This window comes from Mesorhizobium sp. KR1-2 (assembly GCF_040045035.1).
GTDB lineage: Bacteria > Pseudomonadota > Alphaproteobacteria > Rhizobiales > Rhizobiaceae > Pseudaminobacter.
Genome location: NZ_JBDZDS010000002.1, coordinates 33,965 through 50,292, shown reverse-complemented (window position 1 = coordinate 50,292; position 16,328 = coordinate 33,965). Strand labels below are relative to the sequence as shown.

The 16,328-nt window shown below is 62.5% G+C and carries 15 protein-coding genes and 1 tRNA gene; 12 read left to right on the top strand and 4 right to left on the bottom strand.

Annotated features, from left to right (window positions below; all coding sequences use genetic code 11):
- Positions 1-72 precede the first annotated feature (72 nt).
- Both ABLE85_RS04425 and ABLE85_RS04420 read right to left on the bottom strand, forming a co-directional pair.
- Positions 73-702 carry a MarC family protein gene (locus tag ABLE85_RS04425; protein ID WP_348791503.1) on the bottom strand — a complete coding sequence of 210 codons (630 nt, stop codon included), beginning with the start codon at positions 700-702 and terminating at the stop codon, positions 73-75.
- Positions 703-724: 22 nt separating this feature from the next.
- On the bottom strand, positions 725-901 hold the full coding sequence (locus tag ABLE85_RS04420) for a hypothetical protein (protein WP_348791502.1): 177 nt from the start codon (positions 899-901) through the stop codon (positions 725-727).
- 50 nt (positions 902-951) lie between these two features.
- Here ABLE85_RS04420 and gyrA point away from each other — a divergent pair, with 50 nt between their 5' ends.
- A complete protein-coding gene (gyrA, locus tag ABLE85_RS04415) occupies positions 952-3,714 on the top strand; it encodes a DNA gyrase subunit A (RefSeq protein ID WP_348791501.1) in 2,763 nt (920 codons plus the stop codon).
- A gap of 68 nt (positions 3,715-3,782) precedes the next feature.
- Here gyrA and ABLE85_RS04410 read toward each other — a convergent pair whose 3' ends face one another.
- Positions 3,783-3,917, bottom strand: a complete 135-nt coding sequence (locus ABLE85_RS04410) for a hypothetical protein (protein WP_348791500.1) — start codon at positions 3,915-3,917, stop codon at positions 3,783-3,785.
- Between the two features lie 168 nt (positions 3,918-4,085).
- Here ABLE85_RS04410 and coaD point away from each other — a divergent pair, with 168 nt between their 5' ends.
- The 9 genes from coaD (at position 4,086) to glpK (ending at position 12,308) form a co-directional block, all read left to right on the top strand.
- Complete coding sequence (gene coaD, locus ABLE85_RS04405; protein WP_348791499.1) at positions 4,086-4,586, top strand: pantetheine-phosphate adenylyltransferase; 501 nt, start codon at positions 4,086-4,088, stop codon at positions 4,584-4,586.
- A 13-nt stretch (positions 4,587-4,599) separates the two neighbouring features.
- Positions 4,600-5,187: a peptidylprolyl isomerase gene (locus ABLE85_RS04400; protein WP_348791498.1), complete on the top strand. Its 588-nt coding sequence runs from the start codon at positions 4,600-4,602 to the stop codon at positions 5,185-5,187.
- A 25-nt stretch (positions 5,188-5,212) separates the two neighbouring features.
- A complete protein-coding gene (locus ABLE85_RS04395; RefSeq protein ID WP_348791497.1) occupies positions 5,213-5,728 on the top strand; it encodes a peptidylprolyl isomerase in 516 nt (171 codons plus the stop codon).
- Between the two features lie 12 nt (positions 5,729-5,740).
- Positions 5,741-6,187, top strand: a complete 447-nt coding sequence (locus tag ABLE85_RS04390) for a DMT family transporter (protein ID WP_348791496.1) — start codon at positions 5,741-5,743, stop codon at positions 6,185-6,187.
- A complete protein-coding gene (queA, locus tag ABLE85_RS04385) occupies positions 6,187-7,263 on the top strand; it encodes a tRNA preQ1(34) S-adenosylmethionine ribosyltransferase-isomerase QueA (protein ID WP_348791495.1) in 1,077 nt (358 codons plus the stop codon). The genes ABLE85_RS04390 and queA overlap by 1 nt, the downstream gene beginning before the upstream one ends.
- The gene (gene tgt, locus ABLE85_RS04380) at positions 7,260-8,390 is read left to right on the top strand and encodes a tRNA guanosine(34) transglycosylase Tgt (RefSeq protein ID WP_348791494.1); all 1,131 of its coding nucleotides are present in this window, start codon (positions 7,260-7,262) and stop codon (positions 8,388-8,390) included. Before queA ends, tgt begins: the two co-directional genes overlap by 4 nt.
- A gap of 38 nt (positions 8,391-8,428) precedes the next feature.
- Entirely contained in the window at positions 8,429-9,874 is a 1,446-nt protein-coding gene (locus tag ABLE85_RS04375; RefSeq protein ID WP_348791493.1) for a pyridoxal-dependent decarboxylase, read from the top strand.
- A 58-nt stretch (positions 9,875-9,932) separates the two neighbouring features.
- Entirely contained in the window at positions 9,933-10,697 is a 765-nt protein-coding gene (locus ABLE85_RS04370) for a DeoR/GlpR family DNA-binding transcription regulator (protein WP_348791492.1), read from the top strand.
- Positions 10,698-10,817: 120 nt separating this feature from the next.
- On the top strand, positions 10,818-12,308 hold the full coding sequence (gene glpK, locus ABLE85_RS04365) for a glycerol kinase GlpK (protein ID WP_348791491.1): 1,491 nt from the start codon (positions 10,818-10,820) through the stop codon (positions 12,306-12,308).
- Between the two features lie 1,097 nt (positions 12,309-13,405).
- On the opposite strand, the gene ABLE85_RS04360 is transcribed toward glpK, so the two are convergent.
- Positions 13,406-13,481, bottom strand: a tRNA-Lys gene (locus ABLE85_RS04360).
- 442 nt (positions 13,482-13,923) lie between these two features.
- Between ABLE85_RS04360 and ABLE85_RS04355 the strand changes: the two genes are divergently transcribed.
- On the top strand, positions 13,924-14,670 hold the full coding sequence (locus ABLE85_RS04355) for a cytochrome c biogenesis CcdA family protein (RefSeq protein ID WP_348791490.1): 747 nt from the start codon (positions 13,924-13,926) through the stop codon (positions 14,668-14,670).
- 165 nt (positions 14,671-14,835) lie between these two features.
- Positions 14,836-16,185: a bifunctional UDP-N-acetylglucosamine diphosphorylase/glucosamine-1-phosphate N-acetyltransferase GlmU gene (gene glmU, locus ABLE85_RS04350; protein WP_348791489.1), complete on the top strand. Its 1,350-nt coding sequence runs from the start codon at positions 14,836-14,838 to the stop codon at positions 16,183-16,185.
- Positions 16,186-16,328: the final 143 nt, after the last annotated feature.

Below are 16,328 nucleotides of genomic sequence, written 5' to 3'. Positions count from 1 at the left end.
GCAAGCTGAAGCGATATTAAGGGCGGCCTTTTCAGGCCGCCCCTTGCGTTTCAGGAGAGTGTTTTTAGCTGGTTAGCTTGCCGCTAGCGCCTTCACGCCATCGGCGACGAACTGCACGGCAAGTGCCGCCAGGATGACGCCCAGCAGTCGCGTCAGGATGGAGCGCCCGGTCTGGCCGAGCAGGCCGTCGATGCGCTCGGCTAGCACGAAGACGAGATAGGTCAGGATCAGGCAGGCGAGGATGATGCCGACGAGGGCTGCCTGCGCCAGCCAGCCCTGGAAAGAACCGGACAGCAACACCGTCGCCGAGATCGCGCCGGGACCCGCGATCAGTGGGATCGCCAGCGGGAAGGCGGCGAGGTTGTGGATGTGGTCCCGCGTGATGGCGACGTCCGAGATCTTTTCCTTCCGGTCCTGGCGTTTCTCGAACACCATCTCGAAGGCGATGAAAAAGAGCAGGAAGCCGCCAGCCACCCGGAAGGCCGGCAGCGTGATGCCGAACACTGAAAGGATCGCGGCGCCGGCGATAGCGAACAGCGCCAGAACCCCAAACCCTATCACGCTGGCGCGGATCGAGACCTGTTGGCGCTCGTGTCGCGTCATGCCGCGGGTCACCGCCAGGAAGAGCGGCGCCAGTCCAGGTGGATCAATGGTGACGAGGATCGTTACGAAGGCATTGAAAATACTGTCGAAATTCGGCATCGATCGCCCTCCTGCATGCAGGCTAGCCTGCCGTCGCGATCTGCGCCAGCCCTGTTTTGGAGCCCGCGCACGCCATTTCGGGTGAAATCCGCACGGTTTTGCCGTCATGGTGTCGCACGCTTCGCAATTTCTTGTATCTTCTTGAAATCACGATGTAAAACAGTTCGGGAAAAGCCGGGCGCGCGTTGGAGAATTCCAATCTGTTCCTATATAAGGGGGAAGTGATTCCCAACGACTCAGTGATCTGATTTGACCGAACAGAAAATACCGGGTGGACCCGGCGGCCCCTCCGACATCGAGCCTGTCTCGATCATCGAGGAGATGCAGCGTTCCTATCTCGACTATGCGATGAGCGTCATCGTCAGTCGTGCGCTTCCGGACGTTCGCGATGGTTTGAAGCCGGTTCACCGTCGCATCCTCTACGCCTCCCATGAGAGCGGCTATCACTGGAACCGCAAATATGTGAAGTCGGCGCGCCCCGTGGCTGACGTCATGGGTAAATATCACCCGCACGGCGACGCCTCGATCTACGACGCCTTGGTCCGCATGGCACAGGACTGGTCGTTGCGCGTGCCGATGATCGATGGGCAGGGCAATTTCGGCTCGATCGACGGCGACCCGCCGGCGGCGATGCGTTACACCGAGTCGCGCCTCACCAAGGTCGCGCACGAGCTTCTCGAAGATATCGACAAGGAAACCGTCGATTTCCAGGAAACCTACGACGCCTCAGGCAAGGAGCCGCGGGTCCTGCCGGCGCGCTTCCCGAACCTGTTGGTCAACGGTTCCGGCGGCATCGCCGTCGGCATGGCGACCAACATCCCGCCGCACAACCTGATCGAGGTCTGCAACGGCGCCATTGCCATCATCGACAATCCGGCGATCGATCTGCCGTCGCTGATGGAAATCGTGCCCGGCCCGGACTTCCCCACCGGCGGCATCGTGCTTGGCCGGTCCGGCATCTACAGCGCCTATTCCAGCGGCCGCGGCTCGATCATCATGCGCGGACGCGTCGAGATCGAGCAGATCCGCAATGACCGCGAAGCCATCATCATCACCGAGGTTCCCTATCAGGTGAACAAGGCGACGATGATCGAGAAGATGGCCGAACTGGTGCGCGACAAGCGCATCGAGGGCATCTCCGATATTCGCGACGAATCCGATCGCCAAGGCTACCGCGTCGTCATCGAGCTCAAGCGCGATGCCAACGCCGAGGTCATCCTCAACCAGCTCTATCGCTTCACTCCGCTGCAGACCTCCTTCGGCGCCAACATGGTTGCGCTGAACGGCGGCAAGCCGGAAGTGATGACGCTGGTCGACATGCTGAAGGCCTTCGCCAGCTTCCGCGAGGAGGTGATCAGCCGTCGCACCAAATACCTGCTGCGCAAGGCGCGCGACCGCGCCCATGTCTTGGTGGGCCTGGCCATCGCCGTCGCCAATATCGACGAGGTCATCAAGCTGATCCGCACCGCGCCGGATCCGCAGTCGGCTCGCGACCAGTTGATGGAGCGCCGTTGGCCCGCCAGCGACGTGGAGTCGCTGATCCTGCTCATCGACGATCCGCGCCATCGCATCAACGAGGACGGCACCTACAATCTGTCGGAAGAGCAGGCGCGCGCCATCCTGGAACTGCGCCTGCAGCGCCTTACCGCGCTGGGTCGCGACGAAATCGCCGACGAATTGAACACGATCGGGACCGAGATCACCGACTATCTCGACATCCTGTCGTCGCGTGCGCGCATCCAGCAGATCGTCAAGGACGAGCTTGCGCTGGTGCGCGATGAATTCGGCACGCCGCGCCGCACGGAGCTGTCGGAAGGCGGCGCCGACATGGAGGACGAGGACCTCATCCAGCGCGAGGACATGGTCGTCACCGTCAGCCATTCCGGCTACATCAAGCGCGTGCCGCTGTCGCTCTATCGGGCGCAACGTCGCGGCGGCAAGGGCCGCTCGGGCATGTCGACCAAGGACGAGGATTTCGTCACGCGGCTGTTCGTGGCCAATACGCATACGCCGGTGCTGTTCTTCTCCTCGCGCGGCATCGTCTACAAGGAAAAGGTCTGGCGCCTGCCCATCGGCAATCCGCAATCGCGCGGCAAGGCCTTGATCAACATGCTGCCATTGGAGCAGGGCGAGCGCATCACCACCATCATGCCCTTGCCGGAGGACGAGGCAAGCTGGGGCGAGCTCGACGTGATGTTCGCCACCACGCGCGGCACGGTGCGGCGCAACAAGCTGTCCGACTTCGTTGATGTGAAGCGCAACGGCAAGATCGCCATGAAGCTCGAGGAGGAGGGCGACGAGATTCTCGGCGTCGAGACCTGCACCGAGTTCGACGACGTGCTGCTGACGGCGGCTTCGGGCCAGTGCATCCGCTTCCCGGTGACCGATGTGCGCGTCTTCGCAGGCCGCAATTCGGTCGGTGTCCGCGGCATTTCGATGCCCGACAGCGATCGCGCCATCTCCATGACCATCCTGCATCATGTCGACGCCACCCCGGCGGAGCGCGCGGCCTATCTCAAGCAGTCGGTTGCCGAGCGCAAGCTGGCGACGGGCGAGGACGAGGAGATCGCGCTCACCAACGAGGATGTCGGCGAGGAGACCAGCCTTTCGACCGAGCGGTATGAAGAGCTGAAAGCGCGCGAGGAATTCGTGCTGACCGTCACCAAATACGGCTACGGCAAGCGCTCGTCGTCTTACGACTTCCGCCTGACCGGCCGCGGCGGCAAGGGCATCCGCGCCACCGATGTGTCCAAGGCCACCGAGATCGGCCAGCTGGTTGCCGCCTTCCCGGTGGGCAACGAGGACCAGATCATGCTGGTGTCGGATGGCGGCCAGGTCATTCGCGTGCCGGTCGACGGCATCCGCATCGCCAGCCGCGCGACCAAGGGCGTCACGATTTTCAATACCGCCGAAGGTGAGAAGGTAGTCTCCGTCGAACGTATTTCCGAGCCTCAGGGCGAGGATGAAGAAGGTTCGTTGGAAACGGCTGAGGAAGGTGGAGAGACGAATTAAGCTTGCCGGAAGTATCGATATTTTCGGCAACTATACCGCCTCGTCGGGGCGACGAGGCGGGATGGAGGTCAATGCGGCCCGAAGTGCTTGGAGCGCACTTTCTGCTCCCGGTGGCGCAGACGCTGCGTCTCCTGATGCAGGCCGACGGCAGTCGCAATCAGCATTGCGACGGTCATTGCGGTAGCAAGCATATAGATCATCATCGTCGTGGTCTCCTGACCTTCCAATGCTGATGTGGCCATTTGGTTGCACCCTTTCCAGATGACCATATTTGCCAAGACTTGAACTTCTTGTGATCGATCCATTCATCTGTGGTTTATCGTCTTGTCCCGGCAATTGCCTTTGATCGGTACCCCCGCTAGAAAACTGCCATGACAGACCGCATCGCCATTTACGCCGGGTCGTTCGACCCTCTCACCAACGGCCATCTCGAGGTGCTGAGGGCTTCCTTGGCGGTAGCCGACACGGTCTACGCCGCCATCGGCATCCACCCGGCCAAGAAGCCGCTGTTCTCCTTCGACGAACGGGTGGAACTGATCGAGACAGCCGCCTTCGCGGCATTCGGCCAGGAGGCGCGGCGCATCACAGTCGTATCCTTCAGCGGCCTTGTCATCGACGCGGCCAGGAAGCATAACGCTTCAATCATGATCCGCGGGCTGCGAGACGGCACCGATCTCGACTATGAGATGCAGATGGCCGGCATGAACGAGACCATGGCGCCCGAACTGCACACGGTGTTCCTGCCGGCGAGCCCTTCGGTGCGTACCATTACCGCCACACTGGTCCGCCAGATAGCCTCGATGGGTGGCGACATCCGCCCATTCGTACCTGAAGTCGTCGCCGGCGCGCTGGTCGCCAAATTCGCAAGATAGGGAGAGCACGCAAATGCGGTTCAAAAGTCTCGCTTCTTCATTCATCGTCATGGCCGGCCTTGCCGGTGCGTCGCATCCCGCCTGGGCCGCAGACCCGGACAACACCATGATCATCACGCTGAAGGACGGTGACGTCACCATCGCTCTACGGCCCGACCTGGCGCCCAAGCACGTCGCCCAGATCAAGCAACTGGTGCGCGACGGCGCCTATGACAACGTCGCCTTCCACCGCGTCATCGACGGCTTCATGGCCCAGACCGGAGACGTGAAGTTCGGCAACATGGCCAAGGGCTTCAACCCGGATCGGGCGGGCACCGGCGGCTCGGACTTGCCCAACTTGCCGGCGGAATTTTCTGCCGAGCATTTCGTGCGCGGCACGGTTGGCATGGCGCGGGCGCAGAACCCGAATTCCGCCAACTCCCAGTTCTTCATCATGTACGCTCCCAACCCGGGCCTTGACGGCAACTACACCATCGTAGGCAAAGTCGAGAGCGGCATGGAGTTCGTCGACAAGATAAAAAAGGGTGATCCCGCCGCCAACGGGGTTGTCAGCGAGCCCGATCGCATGATCAAGGTGCGCATCGCCGGCGACGGCAAGTAAATGGCATCCGAGAAGGAAATCTGACATGGCCGAAATCAAGGATCGCGAAAACGCGCTCATCATGGAGACCACGAAGGGCAGGGTCGTCATTGAACTCTTCCCGGATCTCGCTCCCGGCCATGTCGGCCGCATCAAGGAACTGGCGCGCGAAGGCGCCTATGACGGCGTCGTGTTCCACCGCGTCATCGACGGCTTCATGGCCCAGACCGGCGACGTCAAGTTCGGCAAGTCGGACGGCCCGAACTTCAATCCGGCACGCGCCGGCATGGGCGGCTCCGACAAGCCGGACCTGAAGGCCGAGTTCTCCAACATGAACCACGGCCGCGGCACCTGCTCGATGGCGCGCGCGCAGAACCCGAACTCCGCGAACTCGCAGTTCTTCATCTGCTTCGAGGATGCCGGCTTCCTCAACCGCCAGTACTCGGTCTGGGGCCAGGTCATCGAAGGCATGGAGAATGTCGACAAGATCAAGCGCGGCGAGCCTGTCCAGGATCCGGACAAGATCGTGTCGATGAAGGTCGCAGCCGACGTGAAAGAATAACGAGGCCTGCGGATGGGCGCTTTCTGGCCATTCCTCGGCGTGCTGTCGGGCGCGCTCCTCGCACTCCAGGCGCCCATCAACGCTGAACTTGCCCGCGGTCTCGGCCTCCCGGTCGCGGCCGCGGCGATATCGTTTCTGAGCGGTGCGGTCGTGCTCGGCTTCGTATCCTATTTCATGGTGCGAACCGGAGGCATTTCTCTGGGATGGAGAGAGCCTGCACCGTGGCTGTTCGTGGCCGGAGGCGTCATGGGCGCGTTCTATGTGACCAGCGCGACGATTCTTGCACCGAAGATCGGCGCGGCGGCGCTTATGGCGTTTTTGGTGACCGGCCAACTGCTTGCTGGCCTTGTCGTCGACAAGATTGGCTTCATGGGCCTTGCCGTTCGTGAAATTTCGCTTGGGCGTGTCGCTGGTGCGCTACTGCTCGTTGCCGGGGCGTTGATGATCCGCCTGCTCTGATGCGTGTAGACCTTTTCGATTTCGACCTTCCGGAAGAGCGTATTGCCCTTCGCCCGGCCGAGCCGCGCGACACTGCCCGGCTGTTGTTGGTACGCCCGAGCGAGCCGCTCGAGGACAAGCGTGTCGGCGATCTGCCGTCGCTGCTTGAACCAGGTGATGTGCTCGTCTTCAACGACACCAAAGTCATTCCCGCGCAGTTGAAAGGCATTCGCCGGCGTGGCGATGCCGTGGCTCATGTCGACGCCACCTTGCACATGCGCGTGCGTCCCGACCGCTGGAAGGCCTTTGTGCGGCCCGGCAAGCGGGTTGCCGAGGGTGACCGCATTCAGTTTGGGCACAGCGCCGAGGCCTGCATGCTGGGCGCGCTCGACGCCACCGTTGTCGAGAAGGGCGAGGCGGGCGAGGTTCTGCTTGCCTTCGATCTGTCTGGTCCGCTGCTCGACGAGGCGCTGCACGCCGTCGGCCATATTCCGCTGCCGCCCTACATCGCCTCCAAGCGGCCTGATGACGAGCGTGACCGCAAGGACTATCAAACCGTTTACGCACGGGAGGAGGGCGCAGTTGCTGCTCCCACCGCCGGCCTTCATTTCACGCCCGAACTGTTCGCCGCGCTGGATGCGCGTGGCATCGAGCGCCAGTTCGTGACGCTGCATGTCGGCGCCGGCACCTTTTTGCCGGTGAAGGCCGACGACACAGCCGACCACAAGATGCATGCCGAGATTGGCTATGTCTCGGAAGAGACGGCAGCAGCCATCAATGCCGCGCGCGCCGAGGGCCGTCGCGTCGTGGCGGTCGGCACCACCTCGCTGCGCCTTCTGGAAAGCGCTGCCGAGCCCGATGGCTCGTTGACTGTCTGGTCCGGTGCGACCGACATCTTCATCACCCCCGGCTACCGCTTCAAGGCGGTCGATGTGCTGATGACCAATTTCCACCTGCCGCGTTCGACGTTATTCATGCTGGTTTCCGCATTCAGCGGGCTGGAAACCATGCGCGCCGCCTACGACCATGCTATCGCCAGCGGCTATCGTTTCTATTCCTATGGCGACGCCAGCCTGCTGTTCAGGGCCGACGAATGAGTACAGAGTTTTCCTTCAAGATCCTTGCAACCGACGGCAAGGCCCGGCGCGGCGAGATCACCATGCCCCGCGGCACGATCCGCACGCCCGCCTTCATGCCGGTCGGCACCGGTGGAACGGTCAAGACCATGTATATGGGGCAGGTGCGGGATCTTGGCGCCGACATCATCCTCGGCAACACTTACCACCTGATGCTGAGGCCGGGCGCCGAACGCGTCGCAAAGCTAGGCGGCCTGCATGAATTCGCCCGATGGCCGCACCCGATCCTGACCGATTCCGGCGGCTTCCAGGTCATGTCGCTGTCGAAGCTGCGCAAGATCACCGAGCAGGGCGTCACCTTCCGCTCGCACATCGACGGCGCGCCATATGAGATGTCGCCCGAACGCTCGATCGAGATTCAGGGCCTGCTCGATTCCGACATCCAGATGCAACTCGACGAATGCACCGCGCTGCCGGCCAAGGAGCGCGAGATCGAGCGCGCGATGGAGCTTTCGCTGCGCTGGGCCGAACGCTGTAAGACCGCCTTCGGCGATCAGCCAGGCAAGGCTATGTTCGGCATTGTCCAGGGCGGCGACATACCGCATCTGCGCGTGCGCTCTGCCCGCGCACTGTCCGACCTCGGGCTGAAAGGCTATGCCGTCGGTGGCCTCGCGGTCGGCGAGCCGCAGGTGGTCATGCTCGACATGCTCGACCTGACCTGCCCTGAGCTGCCGGTCGAAAAGCCGCGCTACCTGATGGGGGTCGGCACGCCGGACGACATCGTCAAGTCCGTCGCGCGCGGCATTGATATGTTCGACTGCGTGATGCCGACACGTGCGGGCCGCCACGGCCTTGCCTATACGCGGCGCGGCAAGATCAACCTGCGCAACGCTCGCCATGCCGACGATCACCGTCCGCTTGACGAGGAAAGCGACTGCCCGGCGGCGCGCGACTATTCGCGGGCCTATCTGCATCATCTGGTGCGTTCGCAGGAAGCGCTCGGCGCCATGCTGCTGACCTGGAACAATCTTTCCTACTATCAGAGCCTGATGCAGGGCCTTCGCGACGCAATAGAACAAGGCCGTTTTGCCGACCATGTGGCGGAAGTTTCGGAAGGTTGGGCGCGGGGAGATATTCCCGCTCTGTAGAGTTGGCCTGAAATGTGATCTGGCCGGGGGAGGGTGAGTTGAAGGGCGAAGAATTTCGGCACTGGTCGCGCAAGGCGGCCGACTGGGGTGCGGACTACCGCGAGACGTTGCGTGAACGACCCGTGCGCGCGCAAACGCAGCCAGGCGAGATTGCCATGCAGATCGCCGATATCCCTCCCGAAGTCGCCGAGCCGATGGAGCAGATTTTTGCCGATTTCGAGCAAAAAATCCTGCCGGGCATGACGCATTGGCAGCATCCGCGCTTCTTCGCCTACTTCCCGGCCAATGCGGCGCCGGTGTCGGTCGTGGCCGAATATCTGGTCACGGTCATGGCCGCGCAATGCATGCTCTGGCAGACGTCGCCGGCGGCGACCGAACTCGAAACCCGCGTCATTGACTGGCTGCGCCAGGCGCTGGGCCTGCCGGAGGGGTTTTCCGGCGTGATCCAGGACAGCGCTTCCTCCGCCACGCTCGCGGCTGTGCTGACCATGCGCGAGCGCGCCTTGGAATGGCAGGGCAACAAGGAGGGCCTGTCCGGCCAGAGCCGGCTGCGCATCTATTCGTCGGATCAGGTCCACACCTCGATCGACCGGGCCATCTGGGTTGCCGGCATCGGCGAGGACAATCTCGTCCGCATTCCGGCTGGCGGAAGGTTCCGCGCGATGGATGCGGCAGCGCTCGAGACCGCAATCCTCGCTGACAAGGAGCGTGGCTTCCTGCCGGCGGGCATCATTGCCTGCGTCGGTGGCACTAGCGTCGGCGGCACCGACGACATCGCCGCCGTAGCCGCGATCGCGCAAAAATACGGACTCTATCTGCATGTCGACGCTGCCTGGGCCGGCTCCGCAATGATCTGCCCGGAATTCCGGCACTTCTGGGCTGGCATCGAAGGGGCAGATTCGATCGTCTTCAACCCGCACAAATGGCTCGGTGCGCAGTTCGACTGCTCGGTGCAGTTCATTCGCGATCCCGATTCCCTTGTCCGCACGCTGGCGATCAAGCCGGAATATCTGAAGACCCATGGCAAGGACGGCATCATCAACTATTCGGAATGGTCGGTGCCGCTTGGCCGCCGCTTCCGGGCGCTGAAGCTGTGGTTCCTGCTGCGCGCACATGGCCTTGAAGGCCTGCGCACCATGATCCGCAACCACGTCGCATGGGCAGAGGCTCTGGCGACGCGGATCGCGGCCGAACCGGGTTTCGAACTCGTGAGCGAACCCATGCTGTCGCTGTTCTCCTTCCGCCATGCACCGGAAGGCGTTGTCGACCTCGACGCGCACAACCAGCAACTGGTCAACGCCATCAACGATGACGGCCGCATCTATCTCACGCAGACACGCGTCGACGGCCGCTTTGCCATCCGTTTCCAGGTCGGCCAGTTCGAGGCCGAGGAGCAGGATGTGGCAGACGCTTTCAAGGTTATTGCCGAGGTCGCCGCGTCGTTGGAGCATGAAGGGAATGTGAAAACAGTCGAGCCGGCCTAACTTCCGCCTTCTTTCGTTTGGCAATAAAATAGACTGAAACGAAGGCTGGAGTTGTCTCGTGTTCCTGTCTGCCCGGCATGCAGAAATCCTCCAGATGGCCAAGGATTCCGGCCGCGTTCTGGTGGACGATCTGGCCGCCCATTTTGGCGTCACGCCGCAAACCATCCGCAAGGATCTCAACGATCTGTGCGAACAGCGGTTGCTGAGCCGCATCCACGGCGGCGCGCTGCTGCCTTCCGGCATCGAGAACGTGGAATATGAGGCGCGCCGCAAGATCGCTGCGGAAGAGAAGGACGCGATCGGCCGCGCCGCTGCCCGGCTGATCCCCGACAAGGCATCGCTGTTCATAAACATCGGCACCACGACGGAGGCTGTCAGCAAGGCTTTGCTCGACCATACGGGGCTGATGGTCATTACCAACAACATCAATGTTGCCAACAGGCTGCGTGTATATCCTGAGATCGAGGTTGTGATCGCCGGCGGCGTTGTGCGCGGCGCGGACGGCGGGATCGTCGGCGAGGCCGCGGTCGATTTCATCAGGCAGTTCAAGGTTGATTATGCCGTAATCGGCGCGTCGGCGATCGATGTGGATGGTGCCTTGCTCGATTTCGACTTTCGCGAGGTGAAGGTCGCGCAGGCCATCATCGCCAATGCGCGCCATGTCATCCTCGTGGCCGACGCGACCAAGTTCGAGCGCATGGCGCCGGTGCGGATCGGGCATCTGTCGCAGGTCGATACTTTCATTACCGACCGCTGCGACGTGGAAGCGATCCGCAATGTCTGCCAGGAGGCCGAGGTCCAGCTCATCGAAACCGGCCGCTGAACGCGCCGGGCGTGAGTAGATTTCGTTTGACATTCGTTTTTATCGCCAAACTATTCGATGCGGGTTCGATTTGGCGAGGTCGCGCCTCTGCTGATGCGGTAACGGGATTAGGGAGCGAAGATGAGCGGGCTGGTACTGGCGATCGATCAGGGCACGACTTCAAGCCGCGCGATCGTTTTCGACGCGAACAGGCGCATTGTCGGTTTCAGCCAACAAGAATTTTCCCAGCATTTTCCATCATCCGGCTGGGTCGAGCATGATCCGGAAGAAATCTGGCAAAGCGTCGTGGCCACCTGCCGGGCAGCGTTGGGACAGGCGAAATGCCAGGCGCGCGATATCGCTGCAATTGGCATCACCAACCAGCGCGAGACGGTGGTGATCTGGGACAGGATCACGGGAAAACCGATCCACAACGCCATCGTCTGGCAAGACCGACGCACGACTGCGCTTTGCCAGAGGCTGAAGAAGCAAGGGCTTGAACCGGTTTTCTCGCGCAAAACCGGGCTGCTGCTCGATCCCTATTTCTCCGGAACGAAGCTTGCCTGGCTGCTGGACCGGGTGCACGGGGCGCGCCGACGGGCAGAGCGCGGCGAGCTTCTGGCCGGAACCATTGACAGTTTCCTCATATGGCGACTGACAGGCGGCAAGGTGCACGCCACTGAGGCGACCAATGCCTCGCGCACTCTGGTCTACAACATCCGCAACAATGCCTGGGACCCGGAGCTCCTGGACATTCTGCGCATCCCCGTGTCGCTGCTGCCGGAGGTGAAGGACTGCGCCGACGATTTCGGCGTGACTGCCAAGGACCTGTTTGGCGCTGAAATCCCCATCATGGGCGTGGCAGGCGACCAGCAGGCGGCCACGATCGGCCAGGCCTGCTTCGAGCCCGGCATGATGAAATCGACCTATGGCACCGGCTGCTTCGCGCTCCTGAATACGGGTGCTGACCTAGTACGCTCGAAGAACCGGCTGCTGAGCACAATCGCCTACCGGCTGGACGGCAATACCACCTATGCGCTTGAAGGCTCCATCTTCGTGGCGGGGGCCGCCGTGCAGTGGCTGCGCGATGGCATCAAGGTGATCGGCAAGTCCGAGCACAGCGGCGAACTGGCCGCGCATGCCGACGAAACGCAGAACCTCTACATGGTGCCGGCCTTTGTCGGGCTCGGCGCACCGCACTGGGATGCCGAGGCGCGCGGGGCGATCTTCGGCCTGACGCGCAACTCAGGCCCCGCCGAGTTCGCGCGCGCGGCGCTCGAATCGGTGGCATTCCAGACGCGCGACCTGCTGGACGCGATGAAGAAGGACTGGAAGAGCAATTCGGGTCGCACGGTGCTGCGGGTCGACGGCGGCATGGTCGCATCCGACTGGACCATGCAGCGACTGGCCGACATTCTCGATGCCCCGGTCGACCGACCGACGATCCTGGAGACCACGGCGCTGGGCGCGGCATGGCTTGCCGGATCGCGGGCAGGGGCGTGGCCGCAGGCGGAGGCCTTTGCCAACTCGTGGTCGCTGGACCGACGCTTCGAACCCGTCATGGAAGAGGGCATCAGGGCGGCCAAGCTGAAAGGCTGGCGCGATGCCGTGCGGCGCACGCTCACTAACTAGGTTCAAAAAACCCGCGCCTTGCGACGCGGGTTTCTATCAGTGCTGCTTGGTGCAATGTATTGCTGGCGTGGGCTTTTATTACCAGCCCCAGCCCCAGCCGTTGCCGCAGCTGCAGCTAGGTGCCGTCGCTACGGGTGCGTTAATGCCATACGTGCCGCCCGCGACATAACCGCTGCCCGGGACCCACGCAGCGCTAGGGGCTGGCTGAACCGCACCTATTCCATACCAGCCACCCCAAGGGCGGGCTGCGCCGAATCCGAACCAGCCACTACCCCAGGCCGGGCGAGCTGCACCGAATCCGTACCAGCCAGTACCCCATGCGGGGCGAGCTGCGCCGAATCCGTACCAGCCAGTACGCCATCCGGGACGAACCGCGCGGATTCCGTACCAGCCGCCCCAGGGGCGAACCGCACGGATTCCGTACCAGCCGCGCCAGGCAGGGCGAACCCCACGGATTCCATACCAGCCACCCCGGTAGACGGGGCGGATTCCATGCCAGCCGCCGACCCCGAATGCGGCCCTAGGATACCACAAGCCGTGATATTGGCGGAATCCCGGCCGGTAGTAGCCAAAACCGCGGTAGCCGTGCCAGTAAGCTGGCCGAACTGCACGCACTCCGTACACGCCTCGACGCACGACAGCGCCGCGATGCACCGCTACTCCGCGATGTACGCCGCGTCGCACATAGTAGGCGGCCTGTATTGCCTTAGATTCGGGTTGCGCAGTCGCTGGCTTGGGAATGTTGATTTCTCCGGCGCTGGCCGGCATCGTGGGTGCAAGTGCAAACGATAGCGCAAGTGCTGAGGCGCACAGGCCCGAAAGAAGATTGTTCATGATAATCTCCTACTCTTTGGGTATGCAGCATCCCTCGTTTGCATGAACGCTCTACTCCAAGCGTTGGTTCCAGCAAAATCCGACGGGTCGAAGCCCGGTAACAGCCAGGTTGCGGAAGAAAGGAGAGCGGTACGCGCTCATCCGAAAGTGGTCAGCGTTTGGTCCGCGAGCCACAGGGTTTCGGGTACTCGGAAATCGCTAAGGCGGACTTCCAGAGACGGGATCAGGCAGAAAAGCGATATATCAGCAGACAGTGTTTGTGTTGGTGGGCTGGATGGGACTCGAACCCATGACCCCAGAATTAAAAGTTCCGTGCTCTACCATCTGAGCTACCAGCCCTTCACAAACCACCCGTCGTCCGCCGAGGACAAAATACCCTGAAATCCGCGCACCGGAAATGCAGACGAGGTCTGAAGCATCCGTTTCGGGAGCGTAGGCCGAAGCCTGGGCGGGTGCTTTCGGGTGTTGCGCTGGGCACCCCGAAATTGCGGCGGAACATAGGGAGAGTGCTTCGACGGGTCAACCGGAAAAACAATGTTTTCCGGGAGATGTTCAACGGCGCCTGTGGGGAGCCGAAAAACCGTTAAATTAGAGGGGCCTGACCTAGTCGATCGACAGTGACCGGAACCACTTCGGCAGCGATCGGATGGCATCGGTAGCGATTCTCGCCGGGCGCACCTGGCCCTTTGCCGGCCCGGCGACGTTCTGCCACGCAGTCGTGATTGGTGCCGCCGCCGCCGCTTAGCTATAAGCTGCGCGAACCGAAGCGGGGCGAGCAGGCATGGCGTTGGACGTTGGGTATCTCAGTGCGGTCGGGGCAGGGGCACTGTCGTTCCTGTCGCCATGCGTCCTGCCTCTGGTGCCACCTTATCTCTGCTACATGGCTGGCGTCACAGTAGAGGACTTTCGTTCAGATACCGGCCGAGCCGCCAGCACAGGCACGCGCGGAGTGCTGCTGCTGACCTCGCTGGCCTTCGTTCTTGGCTTCTCCACCGTCTTCGTGGCGCTTGGCGCCGGCGCTTCGACCATAGGTCGCCTGCTGCGGGTCTGGCAGGAACCGCTGGCCATGGCAGCCGGTGTCGTGATCATCCTCATGGGGCTCAACTTCCTTGGCGTGCTTAAGATCCCGCTGCTGTCGCGCGAAGCGCGTTTCCAGGCGGAAGGGAAGCCGGCGAGCGTCGTCGCGGCCTATATTATGGGTCTGGCCTTCGCTTTCGGCTGGACGCCTTGCATCGGGCCAGTGCTGGGTCCGATCCTCACGCTTGCTGGTGGCCGCGAAACCATGGGCGAGGGAGCACTGCTGCTGGCCGCCTATTCGCTCGGCCTCGGCATCCCATTCCTACTGGCAGCGTTGTTTTCAGGCGCATTCATGCGCTTCCTCGGCCGCTTCCGCGTCCATCTGGGGCGGGTCGAGAAAGTCATCGGCGCGCTGCTTGTGGTCGCGGGCGTGCTTTTCCTGACCGGCGGCGTCCAGAACGCTTCCTACTGGCTGTTGGAGACGTTCCCGGTTCTCGGCCGGCTCGGCTGACTTCCGCCATCTTCTGGAGTGCGTTTTTGCGGCTGAGATGCGCGCTCTTGGCCGTCACAATCCGTTGCAGAGCGTTACCTGTCAGAGCAGTAAATATCTTTCGTATTGTTAAACTTCGTGCTCTAGAACTGTGCCGAGTTTTTCCTTTCGCTTCCGGAATACGCCATGACCGCACGTTCCTGCCTGTCGATTATCCTCGCTGCCGGCGAAGGCACGCGCATGAAGAGCGCGCTGCCCAAGGTGCTCCATAAAATTGCCGGCCTGCCCATGGTCGCCCATGTCGCTAAAGCCGCAACCGAGGCGGGCGGCGGCGATCTAGCCCTTGTTATTGGCTATGGCGCCGAACAGATGCGCGAGTCGGCGACGACCTTCGCGCCCGGCGCCGAAACATTCGTCCAGGGAGAGCGGCTGGGCACCGCCCACGCCGTGCTATCGGCCCGGCCGGCGCTCACGCGCGGCTATGACGATATCCTCGTCATGTTCGGCGACACGCCGCTGATCGATCCCGAAGCGCTCCTGCAGGCCCGTGAAAGGTTGGCTGAAGGCGCTGCCGTCGTCGTGCTCGGCTTTCGGACCGACAAGCCCACCGGCTATGGCCGCCTGATCGAGCGGAGTGGCGCCCTGCAGGCGATCCGCGAGGAAAAGGATTGCACCGACGAAGAACGCAAGATCACCTTCTGCAACAGTGGCCTGATGGCCATTTCCGGCAGGCATGCGCTGGCGCTGCTCGACGCCGTTCGCAACGACAACGCCAAGGGCGAGTACTATCTCACCGACATCGTCGAGATTGGCCGCGAGGCGGGGCTGCAGATCGTTGCCACTGAGGCCAGCTTCGAGAATGCGCTCGGTATCAACAACCGCGCCGAACTCGCCCAGGCCGAGACGATCTGGCAGGACCGCAAGCGTCGCGAAGTCATGCTCTCCGGCGTCACCATGCTCGCGCCCGAAACGGTATTCTTCTCGCACGACACGCTGATTGAGCCCGACGTGCTCATCGAACCGAATGTCTATTTCGGCACGGGCGTAACGGTCGCGAGCGGCGCCATCATCCATGCCTTCTCGCATATTGAGGGCGCCAGCATCGGGCCGCGCGCCGAAATCGGCCCCTTCGCGCGCCTGCGGCCGGGCACCGACCTCAGGGAAAAGGCCAAGGTCGGCAACTTCTGCGAGATCAAGAAGGCCACCGTCGAGGTGGGCGCCAAGGTCAATCATCTGACCTATATCGGCGACGCACGCGTCGGCGCAGGCGCGAATATCGGCGCCGGTACGATCACATGCAACTATGACGGCTATTCGAAGTTCTTTACTGATATCGGTGCCGGCGCCTTCATTGGCTCCAACTCGTCGCTGGTGGCTCCGATCTCCATCGGCGAGCGGGCCTATGTCGCCTCTGGCAGCGTCGTCACCGAAAGCGTGCCCGACGATGCTCTCGCCTTCGGCAGGGCCCGGCAGAAGATACTGCCGGACAAGGCGCGGGAACTGCGCGAAAGGCGGGCGAGCGCAGCAAAGAAGTAACGGCTTTGGACTTATCATCCTACAGCCGGTGCAGGCTGCATGGGTCTGTTTTTGCAGCCTTTTCGGCTGTCATGAAATGAAATGCAATGTGACTTCCGCCCTTTGGCCGCAACCAATAGATAGCCAGAGGGCAATTTCACGGG

Coding starts and splice junctions, on each gene's coding strand:
- ABLE85_RS04425 (WP_348791503.1), bottom strand. CDS start 702: ATGCCGAATTTCGACAGTATTTTCAATGCCTTCGTAACGATCCTCGTC.
- ABLE85_RS04410 (WP_348791500.1), bottom strand. CDS start 3,917: ATGATGATCTATATGCTTGCTACCGCAATGACCGTCGCAATGCTGATT.
- coaD (WP_348791499.1), top strand. CDS start 4,086: ATGACAGACCGCATCGCCATTTACGCCGGGTCGTTCGACCCTCTCACC.
- ABLE85_RS04400 (WP_348791498.1), top strand. CDS start 4,600: ATGCGGTTCAAAAGTCTCGCTTCTTCATTCATCGTCATGGCCGGCCTT.
- ABLE85_RS04395 (WP_348791497.1), top strand. CDS start 5,213: ATGGCCGAAATCAAGGATCGCGAAAACGCGCTCATCATGGAGACCACG.
- ABLE85_RS04390 (WP_348791496.1), top strand. CDS start 5,741: ATGGGCGCTTTCTGGCCATTCCTCGGCGTGCTGTCGGGCGCGCTCCTC.
- queA (WP_348791495.1), top strand. CDS start 6,187: ATGCGTGTAGACCTTTTCGATTTCGACCTTCCGGAAGAGCGTATTGCC.
- tgt (WP_348791494.1), top strand. CDS start 7,260: ATGAGTACAGAGTTTTCCTTCAAGATCCTTGCAACCGACGGCAAGGCC.
- glpK (WP_348791491.1), top strand. CDS start 10,818: ATGAGCGGGCTGGTACTGGCGATCGATCAGGGCACGACTTCAAGCCGC.
- ABLE85_RS04355 (WP_348791490.1), top strand. CDS start 13,924: ATGGCGTTGGACGTTGGGTATCTCAGTGCGGTCGGGGCAGGGGCACTG.
- glmU (WP_348791489.1), top strand. CDS start 14,836: ATGACCGCACGTTCCTGCCTGTCGATTATCCTCGCTGCCGGCGAAGGC.